Origin of the sequence: Mucilaginibacter angelicae (assembly GCF_042434235.1) — a bacterium.
Taxonomy (GTDB): domain Bacteria; phylum Bacteroidota; class Bacteroidia; order Sphingobacteriales; family Sphingobacteriaceae; genus Mucilaginibacter; species Mucilaginibacter angelicae.
In genome coordinates this window covers 696,842-710,941 of sequence record NZ_JBHLTS010000004.1, presented here as the reverse complement: position 1 = coordinate 710,941, position 14,100 = coordinate 696,842, and the positions used below count along the sequence as shown (strand labels likewise).

Sequence of the window (14,100 nt, the reverse complement as noted above, 5' to 3'; positions counted from 1 at the left end):
TAATGAGATTGGAAGAAGTGATATTTTGCGGGCAGTATATCTGCAGAGCTTGCTGACAAAAGAGCCTGGTAACCTGCTATCGGTATAAATCCGGATCAGCATACCACCGTAACCATGCAGCCAGGTATCAGAGCAGCTATATAACATCTGAGCGCTGTATCAGGCTAACATTGCAGCACTATAACTATATAACACTGTATTGCGGTAACGGCAGAACATTACAGCTTAACAGCGGCTGATCTTTATAGCTGAATATCGATGAACCCGGATATCGTTGTACCTGCATAACCACATATCGTTATACCTGTAACGGCGTAACGCTGTAACTGTATAAGGGAAGAACAATGTATCTGTACACCGGAAAAGCTATTTACCCATTAGCTGAATAATCTTACGGAGGGATGTTTCCAGCAGCCGCTGAATGGAGATATAGTCATTCAGCAACGTGTTAAACTGAACAGCTACATGCGGCTGCAGCGATCCTGCGAGTTTCATGGTATTGGCATGTTTGGCCAGCTGATTGATATTGTTCCCTGCACGCCCCATTTCAGCACCGATCCTGTCAATGGATCTGATCAGTTCCCCGGAGTTAAGAAGAATTTTACCCGAATCGTTTAAAGCCCTCATGCGTAACAGTTCGGTTTTACTGATACCCAGTTCCTTTTCAATGGCCAGTATGATATCGTATTCTTCCTGGGTAAATCTTATGTCCAGTTTTTTAACCCGACGACCATCTTTGAGTTTTGGCCTTCCGTTAAGCTTTTTAAATTCAGCCATAAAGAAAAACGAGTTGCGAAGTTTTGACCGGGACCCCGTAGGGCAAGATACTTTTTGTCTGACAAAAAGACATCTTGCCTTTACGGAATCAAAGTTGATTCCGGTATTTAAAACGGTTATTCAGACAGATAAATTCCTGCGGTTTCGTTCAAAAGGATCGTTTGCCGGTAGTGTCCTGAGCGTGGCAATGAGCTTATCGTTGTAGTCATTGAACTTCTCGTAAACGGACGATTTATCCGAAGCATAAGGGAGCGATTCCAGGAATTGCTTTGTCGCCTGAAACCCGGAATTATCCCGGTCCAGGTAGAGATCAATAAAAGAGAACTGCTTAGCCCTGCCGATTCCTTCATGCAGTAAGGACAGCGTATTCAGGACGATAATGCTGTATCCGCACTCCGGATTATCTTTTAACCAGCTGAGGTAATTGATGAAGCCCTCGAATACCGCTACCCGTTTTGGGTCGCCCTGAATAAAGCTGATCGTCTTTTGTCCGAGGCATCCTTTGAAATACTTGTTGCGGACCTCCCAGCTGCCGGACTCATTTTTCCATCCGGCGGCAAAAAACTGTTTTTTCCCGCCTTGCCCGTCTTTTACGTGATAGTAGACCTCGCTCAGGTGCTTTTTGGCCAGGTCGAATATGCCGCGTCCCTGCAGGTAACCGGTGATCGCCGGATGTGTGCCCAGCGGCTTTACGTATTCGATGACATAATTTTTGGCTTTAACCGGTAATCTCGGCCGGTGTTCCTTACGGACCGGGGAGATATTACAGGCGGTCTGGATTTTCTCAATCACTTCATTGAATTTGAGGCCAGGCCAGTAGGCGAGGCCCAGGTCGATGATATTCCCGCCTTTACCGGTTCCATGATCGTACCATGTTCCTATTTTATCATCCACGCTGAATGACGGACCGTTATCGCCATCTCTCAGCATACTATGGTACATGTGTTCCTTACCGTATTTTTTAACGGGTTCATGGCCCAGCCGGCTCAGCAGTTCTACTATCGACGCATGTTCTTTAAGTTCCCGTGCATTTAATAGCTGCGTCATAATAAATTTGTTTTTTAATTGATGTTTCAGGAATCCGGGCCATCAGCCCGGATCATGGTACCGGCAGCGGGCAGCGAACCCGTATAATCCGATTCTGCCGGTATATTTTTTCGGGACTACTCACGTCGGCATCTACATGCCGGGCTCTCGCCTGCCAATGCGCTTTCGGTATTTTGATATGATCTCACCTTCGCAGAATTTTCCGCTCCTGCGGAATAATGCTTTGTCCCCGTATGTCAAAGAGCCTTCGGAAACCTGTAAGGGTTCCTTTTTTCTTCTGCATCTGGCAGAAGTGAATGTGGCTGGCGATGAGTTTTTCGGACAGCACCGGAGTTAACTCCGGTGCTGTCCGGCTGATTTCAGAAAACCTGATCCTGATTGAGCATTCCGCTTTAAAGCCGGATGCTCAATCTGCTGATCTGCAGGTGTCTGTCATCGTCAACGGGATCAAAAGTGAGGGTATCTCTGACGGGGAAATGAGGAGCTTTTCGGTACTACCGATAAATAAATTTGAAATAGTAAGCTGCTGAAAGGCACATCAGCGGGGATTTCGATGCCGGGTTAGGGAAAAGCATATCGAAAGATGTTTGAATTTTGAAAATCAAATGATTGCGGATTTTTTTCGTTTCTGTAAAGGCCCTATTTTATGAGCCAAATCGCAACAAAAAGAGGCAGATTCGGTATATACTTAAATGGGAAAAACTACTATGATCACAATTTATTTCACTAACGGAGACTTTGATTGTCTGATCATTAAAAGCAGCGATCAGTTAAAGGTAGGTAACATCGATATCACCGGATTGAGATCCGTACGGTAGTAAGAAAAACAAACGTTTTATCTTGATGCTTTTTGATTAAAAGGCGCTTTACTTGAGATATGCGTGCTTTTTCTATCATTAATCAGAAATTGATCTAACCCATTCGGATCTGTTGTTATTGATATCATTATAAAAAAGTTATGAGCCGGCGGTGTGCTAATCGCATCAGGACGAGAAATCGTCCAGCATGTTAAATGACGGTACAAAAAACATCGTCCCGGTTTTCGCGGTGCTGAAATCCAGGATCCGGTCATAGTTCCCTTCCGGGACACCGATGAACATATTGTTCAGCATTTTCTGTACGGTAGAAAAAGTACTTGCATAAGCGATAAAATAGGTACCCATATTATTGGTAGACATGTTTCCGAAGGGCATGTTATCCCTGACAATTTTTAAATCGTCGCCGACGTTGGCCAGCGCACTATGCGAATTAGATGGTTTCACATCATCGGCCATTTCAATATCGTTTTCTTTTGACCTGCCGATCACCTTCTCCTGGGCCTCGGTGGATAACCCTTTCCAGGCGCTCAGGTTGTGCATGTATTTCTGTACGAAAAGATAACTGCCGCCCTTGTAATCCAAATCGTCATCGCCCACAATAGCAAAGAACTCGCGGTCTATGCCATGCGGGTTTTCAGTCCCGTCAACAAAACCTAGAATAGACCGGCTATCCCAATACCGGAAACCATGAACCTCTTCGGCACAATCTGCCACTGGTGTCAGGATCTCGGCAATCGCTGCTGCCATATCATAACAGATACTGGCATTGTCAGCCCTGATATGCAAATGCAGATCGCCCCGGGTTGCTACAGCGGTATGCTTTGAGCCCGTAACCGGGGCAAAATTTACCAGCTCTTTGGGTAGGGGGGCAGGCAGGCCGAGTCGCAGCCAGGCATCATGCCCGATCCCGAGTACGCAGCTGGCCCGTGATACCGGGAACCGCACATTGGCGGAGTTATTTAAATTAATGACCAGTTTACAAAGCCGGTTGAACTGCTCTTTGACCTGAAGATCATCTTTAAAGTTCCACACCAGGAAAATGGTATTATTGTTAGTATAATCCGTTACATTCTGTGAATCTGGTGTCATTAGGTGCGATTAGATGAATGATAAAAATAAATCAGGGCCCAGGGAAATCCCCGGAATTGTTTGATATGATAAATATAGACAAGAAAATATAAAATTAGAAAAAGGGAAGAACGGATCAGGGTAGCCCCCCTTTGGTGGCAGCTTTATGATTGAAACTGATTCTCCAATTGACTCCGAACAGATCATAACAGATCCAAAGTAAGCGTCCCTGAAAGTATCCGAAAGCGGCTGCTTACCTTTGCAGTACCGCGAAAGTTTATGCGAGCTCCGGCATTAAAATAAAAATGGTCATCCTAAGTTGGCGAAAAATAGCGGATAAACGCCGTTTGTCCATCAGAACAACAGTTTGCAACCTTTTAACTGTTTTAGACGGGTACGGGGCCATTACATATAGTTTGATTTTTTAACCAGCCGCTTAATATCTTTGATCCATATTTTCCGGCCATCCGTTTCCAAAATACCTTCTTCTTTAAATTCCTTTAATAAGCGAATGACATTTTCCTGGGCGATCCCGGCCAGATTGGCCAGATCCATCCTGGAGATATTCAAAATAATATCTTGTTCACCAAAGCTATCATCTTTAAACTTTTCCCTCAGCACGATCAGCGCTATGGCAAGCCGTTCTGTCGCTGTCCTTTGTGAAATCACCGAAATACCATTGGCCAGCACACTAAACTCATGACTCAATGTTTTCAATAATCGCCGGGCAAAAAGCGGTGATTTATCAAGAATAGTTAAAAAATCTTCTTTAGGAATAAAACTGATGAGGCTATCTTCCAGGGTGGCAGCAGAATCAGGGCTGCGTTCTTCGGCTAATATCGCGTGGTAACCGATCAATTCACCTTTGTTGGCTACGTATATAATCTGCTCTTTGCCGCTTTTGTCAACTTTATATTTCTTTATTTTCCCCTGGTGGATAAAATAAATACCCGACGGCACGACACCTTCCCTGAAAATAATTTCCCCTTTTTGATATCTCTGTGCGCCCTGCCGCGAGATCAGGAAATTGTACTCTTCTTCTGAGAGGGTATTGAGAACAGACTGTGTTGTGAATTCCCATTTGTCAATCGGAAAAATTCCAGATAGGCTCATAATTCAAAGATACAAATTTATTGAAGCCTATGTTTATTGGCTGCGGCACGCTGCAAGCATGCGAAAAAAACGCCGCTTTTAGGGAGGCGTTAAAGTTCATATTTATCAGCAAAAACTGATAAATATCAGCTTGCATACTGATGTCATACCATGCCGCTCCGGTTACTATCGTTCTAAATTTGTTTGCGATGAGAGATGACCTGTTTTCGCCTCTGCCGCCTGGCGCCAGGGATCAAACCCAACCAAAGATAAACCTACCGCTGAAAAGCAAGATGATTAAAAGTCTCTTATTCAGCGATGATGCGGAATTTGATGGGATATGCCCGGAACATTTACAATTGTTATCGCACACATATTTCACTCCCTTACCCATTGCCAGAAAAGCCGCGGCTTTTCTTTCCTTTCCTAACGCGAGGGTGCTTGATATTGGCAGTGGCATAGGAAAATTCTGTCTGACCGCAGGTTATTATTTTCCTGAAGCTTTTTTTTACGGTGTTGAGCAACGACATGAATTGTATCATCTGGGAGAAAATATCAACAGATATTTGGATCTGTCTAACGTGAATTTCATTTACGGTAACGTCACCCAGATTAATTTTAAGGAGTTTGATCACTTCTATTTTTATAATTCATTCCACGAGAATATTGATCCGGTAAAGCAAATTGATAATAGTATCGAATTATCGGAGGGGTTGTATAACTACTATACCCAATACCTTTATATAGCATTAAGCGCAAAGCCCTCAGGAACGCGCCTTGTCACATTCCATAGCTCAGAAGACGAGATCCCGCCCGACTACAGGCTGGCAGATGTTTCCTATGATACATTGCTTAAAATGTGGATCAAAGAATAGTGCAGATGAATGTATTCAAATTTTTTAGCCGCTCCCTTCACGGGTTTTGAAACCGATAAGAAAACAACCGCATGCTTCATGATATTTTAAGTCCGTCCCTTTTCCGTAAAGACCATGTTTTTGATGAGCTTTACCCCGAACATATCCAGGCATTATCATCTATGCACTGGACTCCCGTTGACATAGCAAAAAAAGCAGGTGAATTCCTGGCCATTCCAAACACCAGGGTATTGGATATCGGGAGCGGTGTCGGAAAGTTCTGTCTGGTAGCGGGGTTTTTCTATCCCGAAACGACATTCTATGGTATTGAGCAGCGAAGCGAACTATTCACTTTTGCAGAAATAGCCAGGGAGGAAATTGATTTACCTAATGTAAATTTCACTCATGGCAATCTGACCGAATTGAATTTTGATGATTACGATCACTTTTATTTTTATAACCCTTTTTACGAAAATATAGAACCCGATAGCAGGATCGATTACGCGGTAAAAGCTTCATTTGAACTCTATGATCGCTATAGCTGGTTTGTTTACGAAATGCTGGACAAAAAGCCCCCGGAAACAAGGCTCGTAACATTTCATGCGACCGATAGCCAGGTTCCGCCATGTTACAAACTGGTCAGTAATTCCTATAGCAGGTTTTTGAAAATGTGGATCAGGGAATAGGTGCAGGTGATTTCATGCCTGCTATAGGAATTATAACGGATATACCGATCGGAATAAAAAACAAACAATAGTACAATGCCAAAAACATCAAAATCATGGGCCATGCTTAACGCCAAATGCCCGCGCTGCCGCAGGGGAAATATGTTTGAAGGGGGGATATATAAACTCGGCTCCAACGGCATCAATCTGAATTGTCCGCATTGTCAGATGGTTTTTGAAATTGAGCCTGGTTATTTCTACGCGGCGATGTATGTGAGCTACGCCATGAATGTAGCAGAAGGAGGGTTTTTATGGGTAGCCACCTTCCTGATCACCGGAAATAACGATTCACCCTGGCTATATCTTGCCACGATCCTGGGCGGCTTATTCCTTCTTTCGCCGTTGAATTTTCGTTATTCCCGCGTGATTTTACTGTACTGGCTGTCTCCAAAGGTGCATTATCACCCCGAACTGGATACGGATATGCCTTTAGACGGGAATAGCTATAAATGGTTTCGATAATGAACAGCAAGATAAATTTGTTCAGGCTAAAGCTTTTTAAAACGGGCAAACGATGTTTTATCGGAAGCAATCATTTACTAAATGCACAATAGGAACGGCAGATAACTCCCGGATAAGTAAAAGCAGGCTGATTATCTAAAGGTGATAACGTAGGGTAATAGACCTGCTAATGGCTAAGATCAATCCCGGGGCGAGCGTTTTGTTTTCTTCAGCGGGTTGTTCTATCCACAATTTGTTTTCATTCAGAATAAAAGTATAGTTTTTACCCTCCAAAAGAATTTCAATGATAAGATTCTTTTTACTTGGCGCAGACAGGATATAATAGACATAGTCGCGTTGATTATAATTAACACGTAAAGGAACTCCGATCATAAGATAACAGGAATGGTTTTAAGTCTTTGAGTATATAAGAGAGAATTATTGGTATAGGCCCCAATGTAAATATTTGTCTGGAATATTTGGAGGTGATGTGGCGTCAACGATAAGCACGATAAAATATTAAAAAGACTCGTCAAACAGTTCATTAAACAGCTGGCTTTTTCTATGGGTGATCTTCCCTGCGATGACTCCTTTTTTATTGAGTGCTAAAACCACAATAAAGTGCTCTTTCCTGACTGCCGGCAAAAGTTTAAGTAGTTCAGCGATGATCTCATCTTTCTTTATGCTTATCCCGGCTTTGAATACCGCTACTTTTACAAAGTCAGCGGCGATCCCGCATAACAGATCCAAATTAAAATTACAGGCTATACGGGGAGGATCAAAAATAAATCCGGCTTTGTAAAGATCATATCCCGTGAAGAATTGATTCTTGATGCTACCGCCTTTTTTTGATAAACTCATCGGGTGTTTTGGTATCCGGTTATCCCTGTTTCCTTAATGGTCGGGGTTTTCCGGTTGTCAAAAGTACTTCAAACTTAGTCTGTCAAAGGGAACAAAATATCAGCCCTGATACTGATATTTATCAGGTTGTATTCTTATAAACATTTGAATCACCGCCATAAAATAAGCCCGGCCAATTTTGGCCGGGCTTATTTTCCCAAAACAATTCTTTTATTATTGATTGTTTTTCTTTTCCGTTACTTCCTTACGAATATCCGTTGCAATAACTTTTAATTGCTGCATCGCATTTCTAACTCTGGTTCCTGCAGCTTTGTTGCCTTTTTCATAAAAACTGACTACGTCGCTTTCCACAGAAGCCACCAGATCTTTTACCGATTTGAATTTTTCCATATGTTTTTTATTAAGTAAATAAATGATGTTTGTTTCCCATTCTTTTTAAAAACAAACATGCAAAACTAAGATTTCTTAGAATAAATAGTTTTTTTTGATCATAATGTTGCCGGTTATTGCCATTACTAGATATTTTTTCGCTGTCAAAAGGGATTTCCCGTGGTATGCCCGGGTTATCAGACTTTGATTATCCAAAGCCGTAAGGATCTGTTTGGCCAGCCATCATATCAAATTGGCTGAGTATCAGAATCACAAGTTGGCATCACTCAGGCCCTGGCCTGTAAACTCAAACAAATGCATTTCAGCGGAACATATCTGCATCAGGAAAGGAGCAGTAAAAGCGCAATACCGAATAAAAGGATTGAAACGATCAGGAATTGCCGCTCTCGATTTTTTTAAGGATCGCGTCTTTCATCTGATCAATGAATTTGGTAACGCTTAAACGTTTTCGCCGTTCGATTTCATTAAAGCGACGCTGAATGATGCCAATTGATATATGGAGGGTGCTTTCCAGCCAGCGAACAATCTGGTTAAGGCTTGCATTCCCGTTATTGAGCTGTCCGGTAAGCCAGATACCATACGCAAGTTCCACCATATTTACTGAATCGCCGGTCCAGCTAAGTTCAAATGTCTGGTTGTTGCTTTTTGACTGCTGCAATTCGGGGTGTGCTATCCGGGCTATCTGTTCAAGGATATGGCACTGTATGTGCTCATAGGCAATAAACTTCGCGAAAAGAAAGGTCATGGGTGTTGAAAACTCATTATCTGATTCCGGGAGGTCGGCAACAAGTACGGAAAGCGGTCTTGCACCGGATAGAAAATAGATCCGGTCAAGATCGGAAAGCCCGGATTTGAAATACTGGTAATGAAAACTATTCATGCGAAAAAAGCTTGTACGTGCTTTAAGTTCATCCTCGTAGTATTTGAGCCGGCTTTCATCTGTGCCGATAGGTACATTCCGGTGAATGTGGTATTTCATAACCTCTTCTATTCTGCAGGCGAGTAATTCAGGCTTAAATTGCTTGAAGAAGTGAATTTCTTCCGTTTCATCTGTAAACTGCAGGCTTTCACTGAGGTTGTTCAAGGCCATTTGCGCCTCATCCGTTATTTTGAGAGCCTGAATGAGCCTGTCAGATCCGATTTCCCAACGGCTCAGTTCATATAAACTGTCATTTAAGTCCGATTTGATCTTTTCAAGGAGCTGGTTCATAATAGTATTATTAATTTTTAGACAATACTATTCCCTGAGGCGGGAGTATCGCCTGTTCCAGGAATAGGTTAATAAGCAATGGTTTATTCAGATATTCAGGTATCTCCGGGCAAGCCGGGAACCTTCGGATATTACGGAAAATACATTACAGACCTTCGGCATGAGGGCGGTAATAAAATAACTGAGAATTACCTCAGCCATAAGCGTATTATAGGATATAGCCAGGTGCCTGATATGGTACAGGCAAAAAATAAAAACAGCAATAACGTTAACCGTTCCCAGCCACTCATACCATAAATTGAGCCTGCTGACTGCTATGGCCAGTGCTTTCGCCCGTTTCAGGTACCTCGTTTGATTTTGCAGATGTGACTGCAGGGTATCGGCCTGCCGCTGTATATCCGGTAAGTTAAATGCGGCGCTGAGCAGGGCATTTTCACCGGATACTGACATTTCATTGAGCGCTGCGTGCTGATAGGAAAGTTCCGGTGAAGTTCGAATGGCGAGAAAAGTTACCAGGATCAGGTAAGCCGTATTGATGAAACCGACGGCTGGATCGAAATACCATAAAGCAGCGGCAATAAGGGAGATAATGCAGCCTTCGGACATCATTACCATGATGAAGGCAGACAGCGCATTCTGTATTTTTTGAATATCGGCGAATCCCTTTTTGATGATATGCTCGTTTATACCCGGCATAAATTCCGCTGAAAGAATTTTCCTGATAAAGCCTCCTGTAAAATATTCCCTGACCGCGCCGTTGAGCGTGATCAGGATATGCTGCCTGACATAGCTGAGTAGGCTTTTAAAAAGCATCATAAAAAGGAGTAATAAAACGACAGCGATAACCAAGCTGTTCTTTTTATCCGCAAGCGAATCATTCATGCCCCGCTGCAGCAACCAGGAAAGGGCGATCCCGAGAATGGTAGAACAGATATTTAAAAACGGAACACTGATCAGTAATGCTTTCCGGAACGCTTTGATTCTTAAAAGACCAAACCATGGATGGCCTGTTATTCCATAAAGACTTAACTTAATCGGATCAAAGTAAAGGGCTGCAGAACCCGGCCAGGTTTTAAGCAATTCCATTTCTGGAATAAAATGCACCTGCGTGGCCGGGTCGCCGATGAGGTACCTGTAATTGGCACTTTTCTTTTCCGCCCCAAAGCAAACTACAAAATGACCTTCACCTTTATGGTTGATGGTGTGCAGGATACATGGAGTCTTAACTCCCCGGATCGAGCTGAGATCCATTGTCACACAACGGGATGGGAGCTGCAGATTTCCGGCCAGATTGCGAAGTTCCAGAAGTGAAAACCCGTCTTCGGATGCTGAATAATCCGAGATTAGCTTATCGGCGTCATCATAGCGGCCCCCGTAGTTTAAAAGCATGCTGAGGCATGCGATGCCGCAATCATTTTGGCCGGCCTGGCCGACAAAAGTGTTATAAATGGTGTATATATTTTTCATGGGCATTAGGTAAAAAAGCAAAAGAAGAAGCGATAAGCCACATTTTAACCGGTGGCGGGAAACAGTATCAAACTGAAGAATGTTACGGCAGCAATCCAGACCAGTAAGCCCGGTATATAGGAGAGGGCAACCAGTTTCAAAGACTCGTCATAGTTAAGTTCAGAAATTTTGGATATGCCCAAAGCCAGCAGGAACCAGTAAGCGACCTCAAAAAGGTTGAAAGTCTGCAGGGCATAAAACCAGTCCGCCGGAGCATTATTAAACAGGCTCAGGGCAGAGAGAATATAATACCGGTGCCAGTCCAACAAATTTCCGTGTTCAAACGTATAATGAAAACTAAGGATCTTTATGGCTGCAGGGATGAGAAAAATAAACTCGGCGAGAATAGTGATTTTCAGGACGCTGCGAAATGAAACCTCTTCATTATGCATAAAAAGGGCGGTATGAATGATCAGCGCGATGACGCTGATTTTCATAAGCAGGTAAACAACTGATGAAAAATACACCCATTTTTGCAAAGCCTGATAAATGCTGAGATCCTGTCCCGGGATACCGGACAGCGGATCTCCGTTATTTTCATAAAATCCGGCGGTAAGGATATAATGATCTGTAAGATAGATCAGCAGAAAGGTGAGCAGCAGGAGTAATGTCAGGCTCAGCATACCATATTTATACAATAATTTCATGTCCGTAGATTTTCAAGTAAAATTCTGCCGGGACAGTGCCATTTACAATAAGAGGGAATTGTAAATTATAAGTAAAACTGATAGTGTAATAAAACTAATATCCTATGCCTGACCTGATCAGAACACTCAAAGACATCCCCGTTACACTGGTCATCATGGGGATTATGATGGTAACCAGCATCGCTGCATTCCGGAAACATGATTTCTATTTGAAAATGATACTTCATCCCAACAGTATTGTCAAAAGAGGAGAATATTACAGGCTGGCAACTTCCGATTTTGTACACAATGATCCGATGCACCTGCTGATAAATGAGGTGATGGCTTTTTTCGTATGCGGGCAGTTGGAGGGATTTTTAAATACTGCAGAGGATCACGGCAGCCTGATATTCCTGCTGATTTATTTGCTGAGCCATTTTGCCGGCGTACTTTTGGTCACCTGGCGGCACAGAAACAGCTATGTGTATTCCAGTGCCGGGGCGTCAGGCAGTATACTGGGTTGTATGATGAGTTTTATGATTATCAGGCCTGACTTTATCGCATTTTACCTGCCGGGCGCAGGCGGAATTAAAAATATATTTGCAGGATTCATTTTGATAGCCGGCCTGATCGTTTATCAGTGGAGATCCCGGAATCAGATGATGGATCATGAACTGCATTTCTACAGTGCGCTGGGGGGCATTACGGCTACACTGGCGATATTTCCGGAGGTGCTTTAACGTCACCGGGAAACCACAGTTCCCGGTGACGGACTGTTTACCACCAGCCCAGGCAGGACGGGCCGGTTGCTGCAGCGATGGCGCCCACAGCCGCTCCGGCTCCGCCGAACAAACCGCCGACAGTAGCGGATACCACAATGTTGTAGCCGCAGGAAGCTGACCCGCCTCTTAACTCGTTTGCTTTCGCGTCACTTAGATCTTTCATATCTCATTATATTAAGTCAGGTCCCAAAATCGGGAGTTGAAGTAAAGGTCAAGAGAGGCGGTGTTGTAAGCTAAAACCTTAACTTGTAATTTATTACTTTTGCTTATAGGAATATTATTGATGGGATATATATGATGGACAGCATCGGAGATAAAATAAGAATCCGCAGGCTGATGAAAAGCTACAGTCAGGAGTACATGGCATTCATGCTGGATATTTCGCAGGCAGCCTATTCAAACCTGGAGCGGAACGAAACAGAAATGACCATTAAACGCGTGTTTGAAATAGCTGAAATTCTGGAGATATCGCCGTTTGAGCTGATGCCCAAACCAAAGTTCGGGAGTGGTATCAACCACCTGCAGTTCTGGCGTACGATCAGGAAATTAAGCACGATATGGAAGGATGATATCAATACCAGGAGGTCAAGCCCTCCGGTCTTATAACTGGTAGTTACAGTGACACAATAAATATGAAATGCAAATAATTTATAAGTACAGGTTATAGTATTTTACCTCCCGATACTCCAAATTCGCTCCTGCCAATTTGAGAAGGGGTGCTATGGATTATTTATCTTATGGAAAGCGGCTGGATTACATCCTGGAACTGATCAGAAAAAATCGTTTCCTGACAACGGAGGATGCAGCAGCCCGCTTTAACTGCAGTACCCGGACAATAAAAAGGATGCTCAATCATCTCCGTGACAAGGGCTATGATATCCAATACGACCGCCTTCAGAAAAAATATTTCATCAAAGAAAAAGAGTGACATTTTCTGTCATTAAGCCCGGTATACCTTTATGCTATACATCGGGTTATGGAAAAAGGCACAGACAGATTCTTAAAATACGCCGCGGGGCTGATCTCCCTTTTATGGTTTTACGCAGCTGTCAGTAAGCTGCTTAACTTTCAGTATTTCGAAGAGGCAATGCACAAGCAGCCGCTGGGCGGGTCACTTCAGACACTTCTGATCTATGGACTGCCTCCGGTCGAGGTATTGGCGGGGATATTGCTGATTGTGAGAAAGACTATGCTGCCCGGACTTTATATTTCCGCAGTCCTGTTCCTCATTTTTACGATTTATACAGGCCTGATCCTGTTTCGGTTTTTTCACCACATCCCCTGTGCCTGCGGCGGATTAATTGAACATATGGGATGGAAATTTCATTTGGGGTTCAATATTACATTTTTGGCGCTTAGCGCTGCCTCGATCATAATCTTCAAAAGAAAGGAGGCAGGTGACATATAGTATTTATTTGCAGACCATCGCTTTTATGGGGGAGTTTGTGAAAGCGAAGCAGGGGCTGCCGAAAACCTGCGATCAGAGTAGGCGAGAGTTAATTAATCTATTATAAAACACTAAAGTTTTTTCTGATGCTTTTTGATTTAACAAAGCATTGTACAAAATGAGGAAATTATTCATTCCTGCCGCAGCCATCGTTATGGCAATCGGCTCAAGTGCTTTTACTGCTAAAAGAACCACCAGTAATTTTTTTCTGTACCAGGGAACAACCCACTCGCAGACAGATATTCAAAATATCAATAACTATGTCGCAAGCGCGACGGATCCCTGCAATGATGTAGCGAACGTTTGCGGGCTTACTTTAAGTACAGCAAAAAATGTCGGTTCAACACCGACGCCGGCCGAGTTTAACGCTGAAAAGACGAACCTGTGGACATCACAGCAGAATCATGCGCCTGCTGATGCTGCGATTGCCATGGAGCCGTAGATAAATGAACAAGG

The 14,100-nt window shown here is 43.3% G+C and carries 19 protein-coding genes; 9 read left to right on the top strand and 10 right to left on the bottom strand.

What is annotated here, in order from left to right:
• Positions 1-366: 366 nt before the first annotated feature.
• Both ACFFGT_RS02950 and ACFFGT_RS02945 read right to left on the bottom strand, forming a co-directional pair.
• Entirely contained in the window at positions 367-777 is a 411-nt protein-coding gene (locus tag ACFFGT_RS02950) for a plasmid mobilization protein (RefSeq protein WP_377021010.1), read from the bottom strand.
• Between the two features lie 120 nt (positions 778-897).
• The gene (locus tag ACFFGT_RS02945; RefSeq protein WP_377021009.1) at positions 898-1,824 is read right to left on the bottom strand and encodes a DUF8464 domain-containing protein; all 927 of its coding nucleotides are present in this window, start codon (positions 1,822-1,824) and stop codon (positions 898-900) included.
• A 308-nt stretch (positions 1,825-2,132) separates the two neighbouring features.
• On the opposite strand from ACFFGT_RS02945, the gene ACFFGT_RS02940 reads away from it, so the two are divergent.
• Positions 2,133-2,354 carry a hypothetical protein gene (locus tag ACFFGT_RS02940; RefSeq protein WP_377021008.1) on the top strand — a complete coding sequence of 74 codons (222 nt, stop codon included), beginning with the start codon at positions 2,133-2,135 and terminating at the stop codon, positions 2,352-2,354.
• Between the two features lie 453 nt (positions 2,355-2,807).
• Here ACFFGT_RS02940 and ACFFGT_RS02935 read toward each other — a convergent pair whose 3' ends face one another.
• Complete coding sequence (locus ACFFGT_RS02935) at positions 2,808-3,731, bottom strand: Dyp-type peroxidase (protein ID WP_377021007.1); 924 nt, start codon at positions 3,729-3,731, stop codon at positions 2,808-2,810.
• A 384-nt stretch (positions 3,732-4,115) separates the two neighbouring features.
• On the bottom strand, positions 4,116-4,823 hold the full coding sequence (locus tag ACFFGT_RS02930) for a Crp/Fnr family transcriptional regulator (RefSeq protein WP_377021006.1): 708 nt from the start codon (positions 4,821-4,823) through the stop codon (positions 4,116-4,118).
• 272 nt (positions 4,824-5,095) lie between these two features.
• Between ACFFGT_RS02930 and ACFFGT_RS02925 the strand changes: the two genes are divergently transcribed.
• The 3 genes from ACFFGT_RS02925 to ACFFGT_RS02915 all read left to right on the top strand — a co-directional run bounded on the left by ACFFGT_RS02925 (position 5,096) and on the right by ACFFGT_RS02915 (position 6,843).
• Positions 5,096-5,677: a class I SAM-dependent methyltransferase gene (locus ACFFGT_RS02925; protein WP_377021005.1), complete on the top strand. Its 582-nt coding sequence runs from the start codon at positions 5,096-5,098 to the stop codon at positions 5,675-5,677.
• Between the two features lie 71 nt (positions 5,678-5,748).
• Positions 5,749-6,342, top strand: coding sequence for a methyltransferase domain-containing protein (locus tag ACFFGT_RS02920; RefSeq protein ID WP_377021004.1), 594 nt, complete (start codon positions 5,749-5,751; stop codon positions 6,340-6,342).
• Between the two features lie 75 nt (positions 6,343-6,417).
• Positions 6,418-6,843: a DUF983 domain-containing protein gene (locus tag ACFFGT_RS02915; protein WP_377021003.1), complete on the top strand. Its 426-nt coding sequence runs from the start codon at positions 6,418-6,420 to the stop codon at positions 6,841-6,843.
• Between the two features lie 498 nt (positions 6,844-7,341).
• Here the strand turns inward: ACFFGT_RS02915 and ACFFGT_RS02910 are convergent, their stop codons facing one another.
• The 5 genes from ACFFGT_RS02910 to ACFFGT_RS02890 form a co-directional block, all read right to left on the bottom strand.
• Positions 7,342-7,683, bottom strand: a complete 342-nt coding sequence (locus ACFFGT_RS02910; RefSeq protein WP_377021002.1) for a hypothetical protein — start codon at positions 7,681-7,683, stop codon at positions 7,342-7,344.
• 213 nt (positions 7,684-7,896) lie between these two features.
• A complete protein-coding gene (locus ACFFGT_RS02905; protein ID WP_377021001.1) occupies positions 7,897-8,073 on the bottom strand; it encodes a BF3379 family histone-like protein in 177 nt (58 codons plus the stop codon).
• Between the two features lie 370 nt (positions 8,074-8,443).
• Positions 8,444-9,283 (bottom strand): RteC domain-containing protein, encoded by an 840-nt coding sequence (locus tag ACFFGT_RS02900; RefSeq protein WP_377021000.1) that lies wholly within the window; start codon positions 9,281-9,283, stop codon positions 8,444-8,446.
• A gap of 87 nt (positions 9,284-9,370) precedes the next feature.
• Complete coding sequence (locus ACFFGT_RS02895; protein ID WP_377020999.1) at positions 9,371-10,750, bottom strand: cysteine peptidase family C39 domain-containing protein; 1,380 nt, start codon at positions 10,748-10,750, stop codon at positions 9,371-9,373.
• A gap of 44 nt (positions 10,751-10,794) precedes the next feature.
• A complete protein-coding gene (locus ACFFGT_RS02890) occupies positions 10,795-11,436 on the bottom strand; it encodes a hypothetical protein (protein ID WP_377020998.1) in 642 nt (213 codons plus the stop codon).
• Positions 11,437-11,540: 104 nt separating this feature from the next.
• Here ACFFGT_RS02890 and ACFFGT_RS02885 point away from each other — a divergent pair, with 104 nt between their 5' ends.
• A complete protein-coding gene (locus tag ACFFGT_RS02885; protein WP_377020997.1) occupies positions 11,541-12,155 on the top strand; it encodes a rhomboid family intramembrane serine protease in 615 nt (204 codons plus the stop codon).
• 37 nt (positions 12,156-12,192) lie between these two features.
• Here ACFFGT_RS02885 and ACFFGT_RS02880 read toward each other — a convergent pair whose 3' ends face one another.
• The gene (locus tag ACFFGT_RS02880) at positions 12,193-12,360 is read right to left on the bottom strand and encodes a hypothetical protein (protein WP_377020996.1); all 168 of its coding nucleotides are present in this window, start codon (positions 12,358-12,360) and stop codon (positions 12,193-12,195) included.
• 131 nt (positions 12,361-12,491) lie between these two features.
• Between ACFFGT_RS02880 and ACFFGT_RS02875 the strand changes: the two genes are divergently transcribed.
• The 4 genes from ACFFGT_RS02875 to ACFFGT_RS02860 all read left to right on the top strand — a co-directional run bounded on the left by ACFFGT_RS02875 (position 12,492) and on the right by ACFFGT_RS02860 (position 14,086).
• A complete protein-coding gene (locus ACFFGT_RS02875; protein ID WP_377020995.1) occupies positions 12,492-12,803 on the top strand; it encodes a helix-turn-helix domain-containing protein in 312 nt (103 codons plus the stop codon).
• A 115-nt stretch (positions 12,804-12,918) separates the two neighbouring features.
• Positions 12,919-13,125, top strand: coding sequence for a DeoR family transcriptional regulator (locus ACFFGT_RS02870; protein ID WP_377020994.1), 207 nt, complete (start codon positions 12,919-12,921; stop codon positions 13,123-13,125).
• 48 nt (positions 13,126-13,173) lie between these two features.
• Complete coding sequence (locus ACFFGT_RS02865; protein ID WP_377020993.1) at positions 13,174-13,605, top strand: MauE/DoxX family redox-associated membrane protein; 432 nt, start codon at positions 13,174-13,176, stop codon at positions 13,603-13,605.
• Positions 13,606-13,762: 157 nt separating this feature from the next.
• Positions 13,763-14,086, top strand: a complete 324-nt coding sequence (locus ACFFGT_RS02860; RefSeq protein WP_377020992.1) for a DUF6520 family protein — start codon at positions 13,763-13,765, stop codon at positions 14,084-14,086.
• Positions 14,087-14,100: the final 14 nt, after the last annotated feature.